Below are 20,615 nucleotides of genomic sequence, written 5' to 3'. Positions count from 1 at the left end.
TTGATCACATCTTATCTTTTCGTTCCAGGGAATCGTCCGGATCGTATTGAAAAGGCCATACTCGCTGGAATTGCAAACGCCATCATCATCGATTTGGAAGATGCCATTCCTTTCAGCGAGAAAGAGAGAGTGCGGGAACTGGTGAGGGGATTCTTGTCGGAGAATGAAATTGCTGCATCAATGAAACTATATGTCCGGGTCAATGATGCGACTACAACATTTTATAAAGAAGATGTAGAGATGGTTGCGGGGTTTCCGGAAGTCGGGATCATGTTGCCGAAAACCGAATCGCCTTTTGATATTCAACAGGTAGTGGAGAGTATTGAGCTTGATCAATCGATCATTCCGTTAATTGAAACGGCTAAAGGTGTCTTACATGCATTTGACATCGCAGTTTCAAGTAATCAAATTTCGAGGTTAGCATTTGGCGCTGTGGATTATTGTTTAGACATCAACACGTCCATATCGGACCATGGTCAGGAACTTATTTATCCAAGGTCCGCTCTCGTCGTTGCTTCACGGGCTGCTCACTTGGAACCGCCGATAGATACGGTGTTTGTGGATTTATCGGATGAAGAAGGCCTCATCAGAGAAATCCACCGAGCCAAAAACCTCGGCATGTCTGCAAAACTATGCATTCATCCGAAACAACTGGAACCTGTGAATACATTGTTTGCACCTTCTGAAGCAGATATTGCCTGGGCAACTAAAGTGGTGGAGTCGTTTGAAGAGGCATTAGCGAATGGGCTCTCTGCGATTCGGCTGGATAATAAAATGATTGATTTGCCGGTTTATAAACAGGCGTTGGCGACTTTAAATGGGATAGGAAAATAAGAATGAAAAAATGCAGAGTAATTTGGGTTCATCCAATTACTCTGCTTTGTTGTTATGTTAAACGTTTGTTAATTGATGGATGGAACAGCCATTTAAAAGTATTTAAAATAAACTAAAAATGCCGAAGAGAATAAGATATTTTGTGCTAAAATGAATTGACTATAGGAAGTTAACTTATTCAATAAAAGGAACATTTCGTTCATAAAGTTCAAATCCCATTGCGAAGAACGTGAATTGTAAATTCATAAATAAGAGGTGATATTTTGAGAGCAGCAATCGCCACAATGGTTTGCTTCACCTTTTTTAGTTTTGTAGTTTTACCTTTTATTTTTTATTATTTCTTTGGTTTAGAAGGAGGCGATTGGTCTCCTATTTATTCGGGAATGATTCTACTTAGTGGAATTATAGCCATTTGTACAAAAATGCTGTTAGAAGAAATAAGTAGTCTAAAAGAAAAGGTAGATGAGAAGATTTCAAAATAATAATATAGCTAATGGGCGCCAAAATTGTTTTAGTTCCTGTGTAAGATACAAGCCGATTCGATAGATAGCTTGCCAAATTCAATAGATAAAAACCCTACAAAATTAATAAGGAAGCCAATCGCATAATACAGCAATTGACTTCCTTTTCTATTCTTCAGCAAAGCATTTCAGTACAATTCCATCGCACGGATCCACTCATCATTATCGGAAGAGGCATGGAACACTAAATGATTCTCATCTATTATATATGTATACATCATTTGCCCGCCCTCACCCCTCTGGATTAGATTGGGCTCACCGAACATCCACCGCAAATCATCGAGCGAATAATGAATCGGCAACAAGATTCCAGTAAGAGTTAGCGACTCATTTTCAGCTGGGCGCAATCCGAATCCGTTTGGACGCCAGAAATATGTATCCGCGTCTGTTCCCTCTACAATCGAAACTCCTCCGTTTTGTTCAAAAAAGGGAACTAATGAATCTCCTAACGTGAATCCCAGACCCGGAAATCTCCCCTCCTGTACATGCTCCATGAAATCCATTTGAGGCATTATGATTGTCCAATCGGTCCCATCATTAATCCATTCTGTTGCTGGCGTCACTAGTTGTAAATTGGCCGGCTCATGGAAAATGGATTCATCAAATTCGCTTTCTTCCTCCACGAAAGCCCAGTCCTCATCTTCTTCGAATTGTTCGATGATCTCGTACGAATCTACTTCTTCGGAAGTCATAGTTCCTTCGCTATAATCATCCATTTCCTCGTAAAAATCGCCATTGTCAACAACTTCATCGACAACATAGCTCTCATCAGCCGGATCATTATCTTCTATAATATTGGTATATCTCTCTGACTCCCATGTATCCCCTTCACCATCCCAGCTATAAAGGTCAGAGTCATCAGTATGTAATGCATTTTGCTCCATATGTACTGTCATAAAAAGGCTGCCGACGATCAGCAGAAGAGTGATTGCAATAAAAAGTAGAAATCGGTTCATGACGGGGCCTCCATTCACTTATATTGGACAGTTGTATTAGCCATGAAGTCATGCAATGCCTGTTTTCGCTGTGTGAAGGCGGCCATAATGTAACCAATTAGCAAAATGCTAGAAAAAATGTGGAATACATAGCGGAAGGAAGCTCTTATGAATGAAATTCTGTTTCCTTCCGAATCAGTTACCTGAATCCCACAGACAAGTTTGCCGATCGTTCCTTGCCATGAAGAGCTCTCCAACATCGCATAATAAAGCCAAGGAACAACAATTCCAATCAGACCAAGGAGGCTTTCTTCAATCGGTAAGAACACGACGGATACGGCGAAAACGCCCCACAAAAGACTATCAATGACAAACGCCCCGAAACGGACCCAAAATCCCGCATACTTTTGACTCACCTCCGTACGAACATTCGAAACTGGGACCGCCTCCGTGTACCCCGGAGAAACAGCACTTTCCGTATTCCGAATTCGCTGAGTCCGTTCATCACCTACTTGACTTCCGCATTTAAAGCAAAATTTATCTTCCTTCACCAATTCAGTGCCACAAGCCGAACAAAACAAGTCAAACCACTCCGTTTCTAAGGTGCTAAGCAATAGGACTATTATACTTCCGTTCGATTGTTTTGTATATATAGTTTACTATGTCTTACTGCTTATCATCGCAATAGTAGAGTGTATATACTTTCAACTACTGGCAAAAAATAAGAGGAAGCCAATGGTCTGTAAAACCGCATTGACTTCCTCAGTATGTACTTACATTTTCGGCTCCTACTCATTATCGATTGTCTCTTCGAATTATAGGATATTACTCTATCCAATCAAGCATACTCTACTTGCTTTTGCAGGATGATATGTGTATTGTCTCTAAGAAACTCAATTGTTCTGATCAATTCAGCTACGTCCTCTCTTGTCTTCAAGAGGTTCTGGCTTAACGAAAAACGGATACAGGCTGTCCGAGACATGGAACGTTCGATTGTGGATTGACCATACAAAAATCTTTTACTAGGCAAGAAAGCCTTCATCGTTTCAGTAATATCATATGTATGGATAAGGTCATAATTAGCACCTTGCGGGATACAAATAAAATCCATTACGTCTTGTCCATTCTTCTGCCTCAAATTCGGATAAATGATCATCTTCACTTTACCTTCAAATTCTATTGTATAATCACCATTCGATAACGGGCCGTTTATGTACATACCGACTTGTGTTCGACTCCCTACCTTTAATGCATCAATAAATTGTTCAAATGTAATTTCCATATTTAACTTCCTTTCATTAGCCGATTGGCTGCTTATGTACTATCCAGTCTTAATCTTCTTCCTGATAGCCTAGATCGCTATATCCTTCTTCATCATACCCATTACGGTTGTACCCATATCTGTCGTAGCCACCATCTATTAATACATTGCCATTTCCATCAAAGTCATACTTTCCGATTTCGTTATCACGTTCAATGTAAAAGTTCTCGTTTGTCGCCATATTACTTTCTCTAAAGTATTTTTTGACATCGTATTCAAAATCAGGACTCCAATTTAGTTGGCTCAACAGATCATCTACGTCATAACCTTTTATGTTCCCTAGTTGAACATGAAGAATCAAAGCACCTAACATCATTTCTTCTAATTCATAATTTCCGGAGTACCCTTGCAGTAAGGATAATGAAGACTCTTCTACAGATTCACTTGATAGTAGCCTATGCATTTGATAACCGAGCGGAAAATGCTTTTGTAAACATTCCTCAAAATTCATGTAAATTCCTCCACACGCTTTAATAAGCTTTATCCTACCTAACTACGAATAGGTAATATTAACTATTAGATTATAACCAATTAAGCCAATTTAAAGCAATAACTAATTTGCCGATAATCGGGTAAATTTCGAATATATTTTATCCCATTCATCCTCCCAACAAAACAATATTCCAACCTAGCAATCCATGTTATAGTTTAATAGAAATCTTCAAACAAAAACATGGTGGTGAGTAGACAGATGAAGAAGATCGTATGGACGAGTATTCTATCCTTATTATTGGCAATTTCCCTCACGAGTCAGATTGCATTGGCGAACGAAAGTGATCGGGTCATCGTGGAATTGCTCGATAAGGACAATGAACTGATCATTGAAAGTGTACATATGGACGAGCTGGAAGAGCTGCCGGATGCAAAAGTGTTGCAGCCAGATTATATCCGCGAGATAGCGGTACAAGCAGGTACGTGGCAGGCGAAATCGTGGGGTCCGGCTCGAATTGGTGCAGGCAAGTTAATTGAGTTAACTCAGGATATTGAAGGAATCGTCATCGTTGCGGTCATTGACACGGGTGTCGATTTGGAACACCCTCTCCTCCGCGATCGCCTCGTAGTGGGATATGACGTATTGGATAAAGGAACGGCCCCAACGGATGAGCATTTCCACGGGACGCATATGGCGGGCATTATTGCCGATTCGACGCCTGCCAATGTGAAAATCATGCCGATTCGTGCAGTGGATAAGGAAGGTAGAGGATACGACTACCACATTGCTGAAGGAATTCGATACGCTGTCGACAATGGCGCTGATGTCATCAACATGAGCTTCGTCGGTGAAGAGTATTCCACTTATTTGGCAGAGGCGATTACTTATGCACTTCAGCATGACGTTGTTGTCGTCGTCGCTTCCGGAAATGAAAGTACGGATACCGCTCCTCTTTACCCGGCAGGTGAAGAGAAAGTGATCGTCGTCGGTGCCGTTGATCGGAATAACCGGATTGCAGACTTTAGCAACACGGGTGCCTCCATCGACATTGTTGCACCTGGCGTCGACATTCTTTCGAGTGTTCCGGGAGGTTCGTTCAAAAGCTATAGCGGAACGTCAACCGCCACGCCATTTGTAAGCGGCATTGCCGCCATGTTAAAGCTCGAAGACCCGACAAGAACGGTACAAGAGATTGATCGCTTGCTGAAGAAATACAGTGTGGATCAAGGACCTGCAGGGTGGGACCCACAATTCGGCGAAGGAACTCTAAATTTCACATCTTACGATGAACAAGTAATTCAACAGGTTTCAGCACCTTTACCGAAAACGTCATCGGACATGCAATCCTTCCCTTCACACGACAATGTTCCATTGAATAAAAGCTGGAAAGTCACCTTCGACCGAGCGTTGACAGAAGGAGACAAGGTGGACATCCGAATCATCCGTTCAGGCCGGGATGTTCCCATTGTGACCGAAACAATCGCGAATGAAATCATCGTCACTCCGATTCGCAAGCTGTTCCCTCATATGAATTATCAATTGCTGCTATTTGTCGAAAACGGCGGGCAGTATGAGATGAAGTTTCGGACGGGTGAATAAATGACAAAAAACAAATCACATTCGTTGGATAGAATGTGATTTGTTTTTTTATCTAATTTCATAGTGAAACGGCGAAGTTACATTGCGTTGCGCGTTGATATCATTTGGTTGCGATTAATTTTGTTTCGTTGCAACCAACTTTATTTGTGTTGCACACCACTTTTATTTCATTACGACCCGATTACGTTTCTTTGCGAGCGACTTTCATTGCGTTACAACCGAAATACGCTATGTTGCATTAATATTGCGAACCCCTTTTCCCTCGATAATCCCAATTAATTGTTCAAATTTAATCTCTATTAAATCCACTAGACTATCCTATAACTACAATAAGTTTGATATAGTAGAATTAATTTACACTACTTGTAAAAGGAGCAGTTTATGTTCTCTACATTTGACTTAAAGAGCATGGCGGAAATAATCGAAGGTCAGTTTTCATATAACGAATACAATGGATTTGAACATTCTCTAGTACCCTATGATGTGAAGCTAGGAACGAAGCCGGTTCTCATTTCAGCACCGCATTCCGTCAATCATATGAGGAATAATAATGTGAAAAAAGCGGACTTATATACTGGGGCGATTGCGTCTCTTGTTCAACTAACTACAAATTGTTTATGCATTACTAGTAATCGGATTTCAGAAGAAGATCCTAATTATACGATCGATGGAAGGTACAAAGATGCGATTAAAGAGATTTGCGATCAAAACGATATTCGTCTCGTCATCGATTTGCATGGTGCTGCAATCAGTCGAGAATTCGATATTGATTTAGGAACGATGCACGGAACATCTATCGATGAAACGAGCGTCACCTTTATGAAAAATAGATTCAACGAGAATAAAATCAAAGACATCCGACTGGACGATACATTCCCGGCCTCCCACCCTGGAACGATCACTCATTTTACAAGTCAATCACTTAACATTGATGCTATACAAATGGAAGTAAACTATCGATATCGAAACCCGAATAATACAACTGAATTTTCGGCGTTGCTTCAATCGTTAATTGACATCGTCGAGCACTTTGGAAAGGATTCATTGTAATGGAAACACCAAGCTATACGTTGACAGACAAACCCTCTTTCGTCGCAAGATATCAAATAGAAGTTCACCCAGATGATTTGCAACAAGTAAAAACGGAAAACTATCTTTTCGTTACAGTTGCGGACGAATTCGGCAATGACGTAAGATGTATGATTCTTTCCAATCCTACGATACAGCGTGGCCAAGCAAAAGTATCTAAGAGATGCTTGCAACGGTTGGATCCGAAAACGAAGTCCGTCTTCATTTATGCGACTGAATTTCAATTCATCAACAGAGGAATTCCAAAAGTCGATGACATTAAAAAGAAATTTGTCTATGCTTCTGCTGATGTCATTGAAAAGTACTCGAACAACGTTGAAATTATTAATGTCAAAACCGGTTTTCGAATGAAGTTACAGTTAAGAGCTAGAAAAGATGACACGATGAATAAAGTTTTTATTAATCGCTATCATATGTTACTCCTTGACATCGAAAAAGATAGTCACTCAAGACTTGTCATTACGCAATCACCTATTGACAGTTCCTCAATGACTCGCAAGATCATCAGAAAGGTTAAATCTTTTTGTGCTGACACCGTAAAAGTCATCGGAAATTGGTTCATTGGATATCGCGAGCTAGAGCTGCGGATTGGATATATTTATCCGTTCGATGAAAGCCATAACGTTTCGAGAATACACCCTAACATCCGGAAATTTTTAGGTGTCGATGAAAACGAAAGAGTCGTTATTGCGTACAATGGGAAACGCGTGAAGCTGCCTATTCTTGACCTGGATACAAAGCATATCGAGGAAGTATTCAAAGTCGAAGACGAATTTACCGATAGTCACTTATATATCGGGATTCCTGCAACGACGAGAAGCGAGTTAGACATTCCAAATATCGGGACAGTCGTAAAAGTGAGAAGAAGCATGAAATTTTTACTTATGAAACATATAAACAAACTCATTTTACCGATCATTGCCCTATGGTTTACAATATTTAACTTCGTCAAGGCAGACAGCCTGGAAAACATCGTGAAAATCATCATACTCATTGTCACGATTTCACCCATTGTTATCTTTGCATCACTTTCTGTTGAGCGATCGAAAGTGAAATAGAGTTTAGTGAAGTACTACCACTTTCGGTGAATAAATAACAAAACCACCACGGCTGAAATGAACTGCACCCCGATTGTTAGACACACTCTAACAATTGGAGGTGACAGAGCATGTCACGTAAAGGTAACTGTTATGATAACTTCGTAATGGAGAATTCTTCGGAATTAGGAAATCAGAGCTTCTATACTATAAAGAGTTTGAAAGTATAGCTCACTAAAAAAAAGAATTGGAAAAATATATATTACTATAATACAAAACGGGTGAAGGCAAAATTAAAAACGAGTCCGGTACAATACCGAACTCATTTTGAGCAAGTTGCCTATGATATAACCGTGTCTACCTTTTAGGGGGCACTTCATGTCATTTCCTAAGACGGGTGGCTGTTAATGATCGATGTATTTTTATGCGCAATTAAACTACCATAATATGGAATAATTTAGTTCTTACTTTGATCATTTTCTATCATTTTTTGTAGCATTTAAACTAATACTTTCTAAACCTCCTTTATCTAAATAGGAAAACAACGGTGGCAATGTTATATTTACAATTAAGACTCTCAATATTTGTACAGCGACTACAAATAATGGATCCGCTTGTAAGATAACCGAAGCCGTCGTCATTTCCGCAACTCCACCAGGAGCAAAAGCCAAGGCTGTAGTAACAAAAGGAATGCCAGTTAGGATTGACACCATATAGGCGCATAACATCATGATAAAAATCAACCCTATTGTACTTAAAAACGAGAAAAGTAGTACTTTCCTTATTCCTGTAAACATAATTTTATTAAAGAACGAACCTATACTAGCACCTATCATGATTTGTGATATTACCATAACTTCTTCGGGCCAAAAAGCTGTAAATTCATCTCCTAAAGACAACGAATAAAAAGTGCGTGCGAACGCAACTACCATCATACTACCAATAAGCCAAGGCACTGGAAATCTTAGCCTTTTAACTAAAGCTACGCCTCCGAACGCAATGACAAATAAAATTAAAGTCCAAATAAAATCAATGTCACTTTTATTTAAATATAAATCATAGCCACTACCGGTGACTTTAACTTCTCCAATCGGATTTTGAGATATGGATATAAAAATAGGTATTGAAATAACAACTAAAAGAATTCGCATTGTCTGTAGTATCGTTACAACTCCTGTATTAGCTCCAGCCTCGTGGGCCATGCCCGGCATAGCAGAGAGACCACCAGGAGCGGTCGAATAAAAGCTAGTCAATTTGTCAACCTTACAAAACTTAAATAAAAGGAATCCAGAACCTAATGAGAATAATAAAGATAAAACAATTGTAGATGCTATTGGGATAATATTATTTTTAATAGTAATTAATATAGAAAGGTTTAGCTGAAGACCTAGCTCAATTCCTAATAGTAATTGACCTATTTTCAACCAATTACCCATAATTTCCCCTCTCACAATTTCCACTTGTTTCTTTATCGGTCCAGCGTTGAATAAAAGTACTGATACTAATAATGAACCAATCATCCATCCAACCGACAAATCAAGCACAGTTAAAGCTGCTCCACCAACAGTGCAAAAAGTTAAAATCAATAGGCTACTTATTACTAGTTTCACCATTTAATCATCCTAATATAACGTTATTGAAACTTTGAAATATAGGTCAGAGCTTGTGTACTGTATATTAAAATTAAAAATGAGCTGCTCTTTAGCAACTCATTTTATTAATATACGTTCTAGACAATGTTTGAGAAATGTTGGTAACTCCATCAATCGTCATGCTAGTTACACGCAAAACTTCCATACTAATTATATAAATGACACGCAACAAACTGACCATCCACTTCCCTGAAAGCAGGTTTTTCCTTCCTGCAAATATCCATACATGCACTACATCTTGGATGGAAAGTACAGCCTGATGGAGGATTAGCCGGGTTTGGGACATCCCCTTGCAAAACAATTCGTTCTTTCTTTATTAAAGGATTAGGGACAGGAATAGCAGATAACAAAGCTTTTGTATAAGGGTGTTTAGGGGATTCGAAGAGCTTGTTTTTGTCCGCTAATTCTACTATTCTACCTAAATACATAACACCAATACGATCACTTATATGCTTGACTACACTTAAATCATGAGCAATGAATAAGTAAGTTAATTGGAATTGCTCTTGTAAATCTTGAAGAAGGTTAATTACTTGAGATTGAATAGAAACATCCAAGGCAGAGACAGGCTCATCTGCCACCACTAATTTTGGATTCAAAGCTAGCGCACGTGCAATTCCTATTCGCTGTCGTTGTCCTCCGCTGAACTCATGTGCGTATCGATTGGCATGAAAGCTACTTAGCCCAACTACATCTAGAAGTTCATCTACTTTCTTTTTTCTCTCACCGTTACTGTATAGCCCATGAATTTCCAAAGGTTCAGAGATGATGCTACGTACCGTTAAACGAGGATCTAAAGATGCATAAGGGTCTTGAAATACCATCTGTAAATCACGACGGGCCTTTCTTAAATCTTTCTTGTTCATTTCTACAAGATTTTTCCTCTCATAAATTACTTCTCCATCAGTAGGTTCTAGTAGTTGGAGTATAGTTCTTCCAGTGGTAGACTTTCCACAACCACTTTCACCCACCAAACCTAAAGTTTCTCCTTTATAAATTGTAAAATCTAAACCATCTACAGCTTTGACATTACTTACATTTCTGTTTAAAAAGCCGTTCTTAATCGGAAAATATTTCTTTAGGTTTTTCACCTCAATTAATGGCTGCTTCATGCTTCTCCTCCTTCTGTTCCAGGGCATGGAGCCAACATCTACTTAGATGGTCTGAGCTAATCTGATAAAATTCTGGTGACTTTTCCTTACAAATATCCATTGCAAACTCACAACGGGGTGCAAATGTACAGCCCTTTCGTAAACTCCCCGGGGAAGGTACGTTTCCTTTGATTGAATACAATCTTTTTTGCTCTACTTCTAATGATGGCATAGATTTTAATAACCCCTGTGTATATGGGTGTTTGGGATTTGTAAATAGTGTAATTACGTCTCCCTGTTCGACAACCTTACCACCATACATAACAATAACCCTATCGCACATTTCAGCTACCACGCCTAAATCATGGGTAATTAACATAATGGCAGTGTTATGAGAAGCTTTTAACTTTCTCATAAGATCAAGTATTTGTGCTTGTATCGTAACATCTAATGCCGTTGTGGGTTCATCCGCAATAAGTAGCATTGGATCGCAAGCCATTGCCATAGCAATCATTACTCGCTGCCGCATCCCCCCTGAAAGCTGGTGGGGATATTCATTGACAATTTGCTCAGCTCTTGGAATGTTTACTAATTTCAACATTTCTATTGCACGTTCCATTGCTTTTTTCTTATTATATTTCAAATGCACTTCGACAGCTTCGGCAATTTGTCGACCAATTGTAAAGACTGGATTCAAAGAAGTCATTGGTTCTTGAAAGATCATTGCCATTTGACTTCCTCGCATTTCCCTCATTTTTTCATCAGATAATGCTAATAGATCTTGCCCATTAAATGTAATAGACCCTTCAACTACTTTTCCGGGGGTTAACCTCATAGCGGATAAAGATGTTACACTTTTACCACTACCCGATTCACCAACTATTCCGACAGTTTCTCCTTCACGAATAGTAATGTCAACGCCATCTACAGCTGGAACAACACCATCATCAGAAAAAAAATATGTTTTTAATCCTTTGATTTCCAATAAATTTTTCCCCACCATTTTTCTACCTCCTTATGTGATTTGTTGTATTAACGTTTGCCCCTAGGATCTAAGGCATCCCTTAATCCATCACCTAACATATTAAAAGATAGAACCATAAACATAATTGCAAGTCCTGGTATTGTACTTACATGTGGAGCAGATCTTAGATATTCTCGCCCTGTACTTAACATGGCACCCCATTCAGGGGTCGGAGGTTGGGCTCCCATGCCCAAAAAACTAAGCCCTGCTGCAGTTAGAATGGCTGTTGCAATTCGTAATGTAGATAATACAATGATTGGGGCTATACTATTAGGAATAACATGTTTAAATATAATAAGCGTGTTGGTTGCGCCCATAGACTTTGCAGCCTCAATATATTCTTTACCTTTTACAGAAAGCACTGAACTTCGCGATAACCGTGCAAATGTCGGTACAGAAAATAGACCAATTGCAATCATCACGTTACCCATTCCTGGACCAAGAACGCTAACAATAGCTAAAGCTAGTAGAAAGCTTGGGAAAGCCATAAAAATGTCAATGATTCGCATTATTAATGCATCAATCTTTCCACCGAAATACCCTGAAATTGTACCAAGAGCAACTCCAATGACGAGGGAAATCAAAACTCCCACAATTCCTACCATTAATGAGATCTGAGCGCCATAAATTACTCGAGAAAACATATCTCTTCCAAATTCATCTGTACCAAATAAATGATCTGCTGAAGGAGGTTGAAGCATTATATCCATGTTTTGCTTAATTGGGTCATAAGGAGCGATAAAAGGTGCGAAAATTGCAACTAAAACAAAAATAATAACCATCCATAGACCTACCATAGCTCGTTTGTTCTTTTTAAATTGCATAAGCATCACCTTAAATGGCGAACGTGAACTTGGAGGAAGAGAGATTGAGTTATCGTCTGTCTCTATAATTGGCGCTTGAATTTGACTCATAAATATCCTCTCCTATTTAGTCGTATTTCACCCTTGGATCTACTAAGCTATAGCATAAATCAACAATTAAATTCACGATAACAAAGATAGTAGCAATGAAGAGAATTGAACCTTGAATAGCTGGATAATCACGGAATTGAATAGATTGAATTATAAATCTACCGATCCCATTCATTGAGAATACCGTCTCTGTCAAAACAGCTCCTCCCAATAATGAACCAAATTCAAGCCCAATAATAGTAATTATAGGAATTAATGCATTTTTTAAAGCGTGTACAAAAATAACCGATCTTTCTTTAACCCCTTTTGCTCTAGCTGTACGAACATAATCTTGATGAATAACTTCAAGCAAACTGGATCTTGTCAGACGCGCTAATATGGCTGAAGAAGAGAGACCTACGGCGAAAGCCGGTAAAATAAAATGTTTAAATCCCGAATTTCCCCCAGATGGCAATATAGGAATATAGTAAGAAAAAGCTAATATAAGCATTAGCCCTAACCAAAAAACCGGCATTGATATTCCGAATAATGAAAACATCATAGTCGTATTGTCTAATAGACTATTAGGTTTTGTAGCAGAGAAAATACCTGCCAAAAGTCCAATTATCACCATAATAATAATTGCCATAGTGGTCAGGATTATTGTCGTAGGAAATCGGGTTAATATTTCTTCTAATACAGGACGATCTGAGCGCATAGAGGTACCCAAGTCTCCCTTCAACAAACCAATAACATAGTTTCCGTACTGAATATGTAATGGATCGTTTAAGCCCAATCTATCCCGAACTCGTTCAATATCTTGTTCATTAGCCTCCGGACCAGCAACCATTCGTGCTGGATCACCTGGAACCGAATGTATAAGTATAAACACTATGATGGATACACCAATCAGGGTTGGTATCATCTGAAGTAACCTTTTAAGAATATAAGAAATCAACCAGGGTATCCTCCTTTATAAAGGGGGGGCGCCCCCCCTTCTATCAGAATGTATTACTTTACTTTCTTTCAGCGTCCCTCAAAATTACATATTCATTACCCCATGTATAAACGCCTTGCAAGTCATTACGCACACCTGTCGCTGTTTGATATTCCGCCAAGAAAATCCAAGGAGCTTCATCTTTAATAATATTCATTGCTTTGTTGTAAATTTTTGTCCGTTCCTCAATGTTAGGATTACTTAAGCCTTCCGTTATCAACTTATCTACCTCTGAATTTGAGTAGTTACTATAGTTATTTGACCCGTCTGTAGTGAAAAGTGGCCTTAGACCCCAATCGGCATCACCCGTAGACGTTCCCCAGCTATTTACGATTAAATCATAGTCAGAATCCGGATCATCAAGCATATTAGAATATGCGCTCCATTCCCATTTTTGAAACTCGACATTAAACCCGACTTCTTGAAGGTTAGCTTGAATAAATTCAGCTATCTTACTATCCATTAAATAACGACCATCTGGTGTCCATAATTTTATGGTCGTCCCTTCTTCAATTCCCGCTTCAGCTAACAATTCTTTAGCCTTTTCTGGATTATATTCGTACGTGCCAACCGATGAATATCCCGCAACTGACGATCCAATTGCAGCCTCAGCAACTTTCCCTTGTCCAAGTAATATTTTATCGACAAGTGTATTTTTATCGACAGCATAATTTAGTGCTTGACGAACTTTAACATTTTCAAAAATAGGGTTACTTTGGTTTATAGTGATATAAATAGTTCTATATATAGGCGTTGTATTTACAGTAACATTTTTATTTTCCTTCAACCGCTCGATGTCTTGTGTCGCTATTGGTGCAATTACATCTACTTCCCCATTTTCAAGCATGATAGTACGAGAAGAATTTTCCGGCACGGGTTTAAATGTAATAGTGTCTAATTTCTTTTTACCCCCCCAATATTCTGGGTTGACCTCTAAAACAAGTTCAGTTCCAGGAGTCCACTTTTTTAATTTGTAAGGACCACTTCCTACTGGTTGTTTCCCAATATCTGCGTTATCTTTAATTGCCTTTGGACTAATAATTCCCCCAGCTCCATGAGCGAAAGAACTAAGAGCCGGACCAAATGCTTCCTTAAATTTAAATGTAACCTGATATTCACTATCAACTATTACACTTTCAATAAAATCAGCATACAAGGAATGTCTAGATAGCTTATTTTCTTCATCCAAAATACGTTCGAAGTTTATCTTCACTGCTTCCGCATTGAAAGGTGTGCCATCCTGAAAAGTTACATCCTCACGTAATGTAAATGTAATTCCAGTTGCATCTTCTGCGGCCTCCCATTTAGTTGCGAGTTCTGGTACGACATTATTTTCTTTGTCGAAAGTTACAAGTTTGTCATACAAAAGAACATTAGCCTGGTTGGATACAGCATCGTTAGCATCCTGAGGGTCAAGAGTAATTGGCTCTGAACCAAATGCAACGACTATGTCATTACCTTTTGAGCTGCTACCATTTTCAGAGCCACAGGCTGACAAGATAAGGACTATACAAAACAATACAAATAACAAGTTTCTTTTCATAATACCGCCTCCACTAAATATACTTTAAAATATTTTTCGACTAATTATGACTGTTTTTGGTGGATTACTTTCGTTTTACTTATCGTATCATTATTCATACTACCTAATTCATGGATAACAGTAGCTACCATCTTTATTCCTTCAATGAAATCTTGTAGGTTAATATTTTCATTTGGTGCATGTTTATTTGAATAGGGGTTTCCAACGCCAAATCCCATGGTTGGAATACCGAATTGATGACATAATTTATACATTGGACCCGACCCCGGACTCATTGGAATTATATTGGGTGGTATACCATGTAATTTTTCCATCGCTCGGATAACACTTTTAACAACCGGCAAACTAAGATCCGTCCTTGCTGCTTTGCTACCTGACTCAGGGATTATTATTTCAATATCATTAAAACCATGGGAATCTAAATGTTTCCTTAATAGCATTGCAATTTCTTCTGGATCTTGATCTGGGACTAATCGAAAATCAACTTTCACACGTGCTTCCGAGGGTAGAACAGTTTTTGTGCCTTCTCCTGTATATCCAGAGTTAAAACCACAGATAGTGCAAGTAGGCTTATAAAATAATTTATCTTTTAGATTTATTCCCTTCAAATTTGCCACAAATTGATCTAAACCCAACTCACTGAGAGTCTCTTCCTCATCAAACTTTAATTCTTGGATAACCTTTACTTCCTCATCAGTCGGTTCAAATACTTTGTCATAGAATCCGTCAATTAATATCTCTTCATTTTCATTTTTCAAAGTATTCAAGGCCCAAATCAAACGCCAAGCAGGGTTTTCAATTATGGCCCCATTTGAAGAGTGGAGATCACTATTAGCCCCTCTCGCAACCAATTCAACATATAACATTCCTTTTGTTCCTAGTTTCAACTCAAAGCTTCCATCATTATTAACTATCCCGTTTTCCCAAATGCAAAGGTCCGCACTTATCTTATCTGGATATTTTTCAATAAACTCGTCGATATGCGGGCTCCCAGATTCTTCCTCACCTTCAACAATAAACTTTACATTGACAGGTAGCTTCTTAAATATTTCTTGATATGCATGAATAGCACATATTCGTGCCATTAATGCTCCCTTATTATCTGCAGATCCTCTAGCATATAACTTCCCATCTCTCACCTCGGCTCCAAATGGATCACTTTCCCACAAATCAATTGGGTCCTCTGGTTGAACGTCATAGTGGTTATAAAATGAAAGGGTTTTCAAACCTTCCTGAAAAGATTCTCCGTAGACGATAGGATGGCCAGTCGTTTCAATAATCTCTGTTTTCATATTAATGCTTTGCAAATAATCTTGAAGCATTTTAGCTGTTTCTTTTAGACCACGATTTTGTGTTGAAACACTTTCCTGTCGACAAAATTCCTTCAACATCTCAATGTAAGTTGCTTGGTTCTCTTCGATATATCTATATACACTCTCCATTTTCTTCTCCCACCTCCGAAAAACGAAAATATAAAAACCTATTAATATTCACAATATTAGACTATAATCCAAAATAAGTGAAATTGATATTTTTTTGATTCTTACCAAAAAAATTTTATTGAAGGTAAATTGGAGGGAATATAATTGGATGAAAAGGATGCACTTATACTTCAATATCTTTACGAAGACCGTGTAATTACGAAAGCTGCAGAACGTCTCTATATTACACAACCCGCTTTATCTTATAGAATTCAACAAATTGAGAATAGGTTTGGGGTGAAAATTGCTATTAAAAGCGGTAAAGGAATAAAATTCACCTCCGAAGGTGAATATCTAGTGTCAGTAGCTCAAAAAATATTAATAGAAATTCAAAATGCTAAAGACCATCTGACAAATATGGCCACTGAAGTACAAGGTACCTTAAAAATTGGAGCAACAAGTATCTTTGCAAGGTATCACCTTCCTTACATATTAAAAACTTTTGTAGATATGTACCCCAAAGTATTAATTAACGTAAATACTGGGCAAAGCCCAAACATAATGGAGATGTTAGATAATGATAAAATTCATGTAGCATTTATTAGGGGTGATTACAGTTGGGATGGACTTAAACATCAAATCAATGAAGATGGTATGTCACTCATCTCTAAATCAAAAATTGATTTAAATGAACTTCCGTCTTTGCAATGGATTAAATATCTTCCTCCTTCAAGGGCTAAAAAATACGAACCAAATACTTTGTTAGAAGATGAAATAAAAATTTGGTGGTATGAGAAATTTAATCAGCCCCCGATAAATACCATGTCTTTTGATAGCTATGACACTTGTAAAGTAATGGTTGAGCAAGGACTGGGGTATTCCTTTATCCCGAAGATTTTTTTGAATGACAATGATGATTTTCATGTTGTTGATCTAATTAAAAAAAATGGAGAAACCGTAAATAGAAGGTCATGGTTAATGTATAAAGAAAACTATGCTCAACTTAGAGTTGTGAATAAATTCACTGACTATATTAAGTCCTTAAAATTACCTTCAAGCAAAAATCAACTAACCGAAGTTGAGTTGTAAGCACCTCCAAAATTCACTGTGTGAAACAAATTAAGAGATATGCCTCCTAAGGTAGGATATAAAAAAGTTAGAGCAACCTTGATTCAGGTTTGCTCTAACTTTAAGTGCTTAATAGAGTTATTTAGTAAAACTATATGTTTTATATTCAAAATGATTAGGTGGTCCCATTGTTACATGCATTTTACCTTTAGAGGGCTCTGCAATAACTGAAGCGAAAGTGACAGAATCAACTCCAAAATCACCAGGCATACGACATAAAGTGTGTGGTGCTGTTTCTCTGTCACGTAAAATCTCCTGCATTTCTTCAACATTTAGTTGACCATGTTTATTTTCTAGTAAACTCCTCATCCGACTTAATCGAACTTTTGAGTTTTCTAGATCTTCGCCTACCTTCCTTTCTTCATTTAATAATTCACTTGCTATAAAGTGGTTGGAATGTGCAATTAATCCGTTTTTCGGTTCTATTATACTAGTTCTTTCTGGAACAGTTTCTAAATCTATGGAATCCCCTGTTTTATCTAACATTATTAAATTTCTAGATGACGCTCTATATATACCATCTATCAAATCAACAGCTTCTCTAACATTTGTTTTAGTTAAGGCTAATCGTGAAAGTAAATATCTTGGAAAACCAATCCTCCAGCCTTCACACACAATGAAATTGGCGAAAACTCCAAGCCCTAAATTATTTATTCCGATATATGAGACTTGCCCTGCTGGTGTTAACATAAGCTGAGAGGGACCTTCATCCGGAACAAATTCTGCAACAATACTAACCTCGGAATAAAATTCAGGCAAATCTGCGTTTTGACCAACAAGAGGATTACCATTTTTAGTCGCTTCTGGCAAAATAGCAAAAGTTGTACATTCATCTGTACTCTCAAAATGATTATATATTTCAGCTCTAAGTTGTAAAAAATATACATCTCCAAGTGTTAATCCAGTTGACTTAGCAATTCCTTGGATTTCTTCATCAAAGAAAGGAGCATATTCTTGTACGTATGGGCGATACTTTAAAGCTTCTTTTTGCAAAGCCTCAAGTGATTCTATATTCACTTTATTCGTTAATTTTTCAAGAGCGTATTTGTGATGCTTTAGAATAAGATCCTTGCAGGCTTCACCATATTGTTCTCCAATTTGGAAATGGGTTCCGGAAAATCTGTAAAAAGGGAAGGCCTCTGTCGATCTTTTGGTTATAGAATTCAAGTTTGCCAAAATAATTCCCCCTCAATTTATTTACAGTAATTTAGTTATAAATCTCAAAGTTGTAAGGAATAATAAACATTATTTACTTTCACTCAGTCATTTTAAAACCCCTTCTAATCCTTGAGATGCTTTGGCAGTTTGAAAATCCTCTTTAATTACATTGAGCTTTTCTACATCCGTCATTAGATCAAAAAGGGTACCAGCTATTGCCTTAGCACCTGCAATAATTGCTTCATGGGCAGCAGGAGTTATGCCTGCTGCCACCCATTCTTTTGTATGATTTGGGGTACCAAAGGGAACGTATGCAACCCTTATACAAGCTCCAGGCACTCTCTGCGTGACAATGCTAAAATCAGTCGATCCAGTCTTTTCTCGCGGAGGGGTTATTTGCTTTGCACCCGCTTTAACAGCGTTTTCTAAGAGAATGTCATTTAGACTTTGGACATTCAACTTGTTCTCCAATGATTTTCCTTTATTAATAATTACTTCAGTACCTGTTGCTAGAGCCGCTCCCTTAGCAACATCGCAAACCCGTTTTGTAATTTCATTCAAATAGGTTCGATTTGATGCTCGTACCAAAAAATTAGCAACTGCGCGTTCAGGAACTATATTTGGCGCAATGCCTCCTTCAGATATAATTCCATGGATTCTAACATCATCACGAACATGCTCTCTCATGTATTCAATTCCATTAAACATCATTAAAACGCCATCTAATGCACTGATTCCTTTTTCAGGAGCTACTGCAGCATGTGAAGATACACCGCTGAATATAAATTCAAGCGAGTCAATAGCTAAAGATTTCCCATCCACAGTAGTGCGATCTCCACCATGCATCATTAAAGCGATATCCAAATCATCAAATAGGCCCTCTTCTGCCATTGGTATTTTCCCACTTGTAGTTTCTTCAGCTGGAGTACCTATAACTTTAATAACAAAAGGAGAATCCTTAACCTCTTGAATTAACGAATATGCAGCTCCTAAAATAGTCGGAGCTTGCAGGTTATGACCACAGGCATGTCCTAGACCTTCCAAAGCATCATATTCACACAATAGACCGAAAACCGGCCCTCCCTCTCCATGTTCATACGTTGCAATAAACGCAGTAGGCAAACCACATACTCCTTTTTCAATTTCAAATCCGTTCATGCTTAAGCTTTTTGTAATCTTATCAATCGCTTTGAATTCATTATTTCCTATTTCAGGGTTATCGTGAATAAAGTTATTTATTGCAATAAGTTCATCTTGTAAATCATCAATAACAGTAAACAGACTGTTCTTTTTCTTTGGCATAGTAAACCTCCCATGATTTGTATAATGTTTAATTGTTTATTAATGAAGCCTCCTTTAAATTAATTTGTTAATTTTTGAAATCAATTGTTTATTCCACCAACTTTATCTTAAATGAATTAATTTCAATAATGAAATCTAAATATTTTTACCTACTAATAAAAAAAATTAATCACAAAGAAATGATTCCCAAAAATTTTATGTTATATATTTATTTCACTTGATATACCTATTGAGGATATAGTTGTCGATTATCATTACTAAAATGAAACAGAGTCGGAGTTTTTCAACTTCAAGAGGCGCAAGATTTCAAGAGTGACATTTGATTTATAGTTCAAGTGTCTCTCTATTTTCTCAAGACAGTTCAAACACCATTCATAGAATTGGCAGTTATACTAGCTTTGATTCCCGCTAATGATTATTTTTCAAAAAGTGCTGTTTTGGTGACTACCATCAAATTTATCGACTCAGATTGAATGTGATTTTTTTCCCGACTTTCTTTGTTTTGTGACCGGATTATTATGTTTTGCAATCTAAGAGCCTTATGTCTTCTGCTATCTAATTCTACTCAAAAAAAAATCCAGACCCTTAAGTTATTTCATAAAGGTCTGGAATATTATTCAATTAATTCCGCAGCCTC

19 protein-coding genes and 1 pseudogene are annotated in these 20,615 nt (G+C 37.8%); 7 read left to right on the top strand and 13 right to left on the bottom strand.

Features of this window, described 5'->3' with window-relative positions:
* On the top strand, positions 1–834 hold the full coding sequence (locus MHZ92_RS08065) for an HpcH/HpaI aldolase/citrate lyase family protein (RefSeq protein WP_239431155.1): 834 nt from the start codon (positions 1–3) through the stop codon (positions 832–834).
* A 263-nt stretch (positions 835–1,097) separates the two neighbouring features.
* The gene (locus MHZ92_RS08060; RefSeq protein ID WP_239431154.1) at positions 1,098–1,316 is read left to right on the top strand and encodes a hypothetical protein; all 219 of its coding nucleotides are present in this window, start codon (positions 1,098–1,100) and stop codon (positions 1,314–1,316) included.
* A gap of 167 nt (positions 1,317–1,483) precedes the next feature.
* On the opposite strand, the gene MHZ92_RS08055 is transcribed toward MHZ92_RS08060, so the two are convergent.
* The 4 genes from MHZ92_RS08055 to MHZ92_RS08040 all read right to left on the bottom strand — a co-directional run bounded on the left by MHZ92_RS08055 (position 1,484) and on the right by MHZ92_RS08040 (position 4,062).
* Positions 1,484–2,311, bottom strand: coding sequence for a hypothetical protein (locus tag MHZ92_RS08055; RefSeq protein ID WP_239431153.1), 828 nt, complete (start codon positions 2,309–2,311; stop codon positions 1,484–1,486).
* A gap of 14 nt (positions 2,312–2,325) precedes the next feature.
* The gene (locus MHZ92_RS08050) at positions 2,326–2,871 is read right to left on the bottom strand and encodes an RDD family protein (RefSeq protein ID WP_255723431.1); all 546 of its coding nucleotides are present in this window, start codon (positions 2,869–2,871) and stop codon (positions 2,326–2,328) included.
* Between the two features lie 257 nt (positions 2,872–3,128).
* A complete protein-coding gene (locus MHZ92_RS08045; RefSeq protein WP_239431151.1) occupies positions 3,129–3,572 on the bottom strand; it encodes a hypothetical protein in 444 nt (147 codons plus the stop codon).
* 49 nt (positions 3,573–3,621) lie between these two features.
* Positions 3,622–4,062, bottom strand: a complete 441-nt coding sequence (locus tag MHZ92_RS08040; RefSeq protein WP_239431150.1) for a hypothetical protein — start codon at positions 4,060–4,062, stop codon at positions 3,622–3,624.
* Positions 4,063–4,302: 240 nt separating this feature from the next.
* On the opposite strand from MHZ92_RS08040, the gene MHZ92_RS08035 reads away from it, so the two are divergent.
* From MHZ92_RS08035 to MHZ92_RS08020, 4 genes and pseudogenes are all read left to right on the top strand, one after another.
* Positions 4,303–5,643 (top strand): S8 family peptidase, encoded by a 1,341-nt coding sequence (locus MHZ92_RS08035; protein ID WP_239431149.1) that lies wholly within the window; start codon positions 4,303–4,305, stop codon positions 5,641–5,643.
* A 408-nt stretch (positions 5,644–6,051) separates the two neighbouring features.
* Positions 6,052–6,693, top strand: a complete 642-nt coding sequence (locus tag MHZ92_RS08030) for a hypothetical protein (protein ID WP_239431148.1) — start codon at positions 6,052–6,054, stop codon at positions 6,691–6,693.
* On the top strand, positions 6,693–7,790 hold the full coding sequence (locus MHZ92_RS08025) for a hypothetical protein (protein ID WP_239431147.1): 1,098 nt from the start codon (positions 6,693–6,695) through the stop codon (positions 7,788–7,790). The genes MHZ92_RS08030 and MHZ92_RS08025 overlap by 1 nt, the downstream gene beginning before the upstream one ends.
* A 104-nt stretch (positions 7,791–7,894) precedes the next feature.
* Positions 7,895–8,137, top strand: a pseudogene (locus tag MHZ92_RS08020) (IS3 family transposase); the annotation flags it as partial.
* A gap of 105 nt (positions 8,138–8,242) precedes the next feature.
* Here MHZ92_RS08020 and MHZ92_RS08015 read toward each other — a convergent pair.
* The 7 genes from MHZ92_RS08015 to MHZ92_RS07985 all read right to left on the bottom strand — a co-directional run bounded on the left by MHZ92_RS08015 (position 8,243) and on the right by MHZ92_RS07985 (position 16,411).
* Positions 8,243–9,379 (bottom strand): AbrB family transcriptional regulator, encoded by a 1,137-nt coding sequence (locus MHZ92_RS08015; RefSeq protein ID WP_239431146.1) that lies wholly within the window; start codon positions 9,377–9,379, stop codon positions 8,243–8,245.
* A 188-nt stretch (positions 9,380–9,567) separates the two neighbouring features.
* Positions 9,568–10,533, bottom strand: coding sequence for an ABC transporter ATP-binding protein (locus tag MHZ92_RS08010; RefSeq protein ID WP_239431145.1), 966 nt, complete (start codon positions 10,531–10,533; stop codon positions 9,568–9,570).
* Positions 10,514–11,515, bottom strand: coding sequence for an ABC transporter ATP-binding protein (locus MHZ92_RS08005; RefSeq protein WP_239431144.1), 1,002 nt, complete (start codon positions 11,513–11,515; stop codon positions 10,514–10,516). The genes MHZ92_RS08010 and MHZ92_RS08005 overlap by 20 nt, the downstream gene beginning before the upstream one ends.
* A gap of 29 nt (positions 11,516–11,544) precedes the next feature.
* Positions 11,545–12,450 (bottom strand): nickel transporter permease, encoded by a 906-nt coding sequence (gene nikC, locus MHZ92_RS08000; RefSeq protein ID WP_239431143.1) that lies wholly within the window; start codon positions 12,448–12,450, stop codon positions 11,545–11,547.
* A gap of 16 nt (positions 12,451–12,466) precedes the next feature.
* Complete coding sequence (gene nikB / locus MHZ92_RS07995) at positions 12,467–13,387, bottom strand: nickel ABC transporter permease (RefSeq protein WP_239431142.1); 921 nt, start codon at positions 13,385–13,387, stop codon at positions 12,467–12,469.
* 58 nt (positions 13,388–13,445) lie between these two features.
* Positions 13,446–14,969 carry a glutathione ABC transporter substrate-binding protein gene (locus MHZ92_RS07990; protein ID WP_239431141.1) on the bottom strand — a complete coding sequence of 508 codons (1,524 nt, stop codon included), beginning with the start codon at positions 14,967–14,969 and terminating at the stop codon, positions 13,446–13,448.
* Between the two features lie 44 nt (positions 14,970–15,013).
* A complete protein-coding gene (locus MHZ92_RS07985; RefSeq protein WP_239431140.1) occupies positions 15,014–16,411 on the bottom strand; it encodes a M20/M25/M40 family metallo-hydrolase in 1,398 nt (465 codons plus the stop codon).
* Positions 16,412–16,555: 144 nt separating this feature from the next.
* Between MHZ92_RS07985 and MHZ92_RS07980 the strand changes: the two genes are divergently transcribed.
* Positions 16,556–17,479, top strand: a complete 924-nt coding sequence (locus MHZ92_RS07980) for a LysR family transcriptional regulator (RefSeq protein ID WP_239431139.1) — start codon at positions 16,556–16,558, stop codon at positions 17,477–17,479.
* A 117-nt stretch (positions 17,480–17,596) separates the two neighbouring features.
* Here MHZ92_RS07980 and MHZ92_RS07975 read toward each other — a convergent pair whose 3' ends face one another.
* Complete coding sequence (locus MHZ92_RS07975) at positions 17,597–18,694, bottom strand: C45 family autoproteolytic acyltransferase/hydolase (protein ID WP_239431138.1); 1,098 nt, start codon at positions 18,692–18,694, stop codon at positions 17,597–17,599.
* A gap of 87 nt (positions 18,695–18,781) precedes the next feature.
* Positions 18,782–19,978, bottom strand: a complete 1,197-nt coding sequence (locus tag MHZ92_RS07970) for a M20 family metallopeptidase (protein ID WP_239431137.1) — start codon at positions 19,976–19,978, stop codon at positions 18,782–18,784.
* Positions 19,979–20,615: the final 637 nt, after the last annotated feature.

Source organism: Sporosarcina sp. ACRSL (genome assembly GCF_022346605.1).
Lineage (GTDB): Bacteria > Bacillota > Bacilli > Bacillales_A > Planococcaceae > Sporosarcina.
Note: the sequence above shows the minus strand (reverse complement) of the source record. Positions and strands in the feature narration are given on the sequence as shown.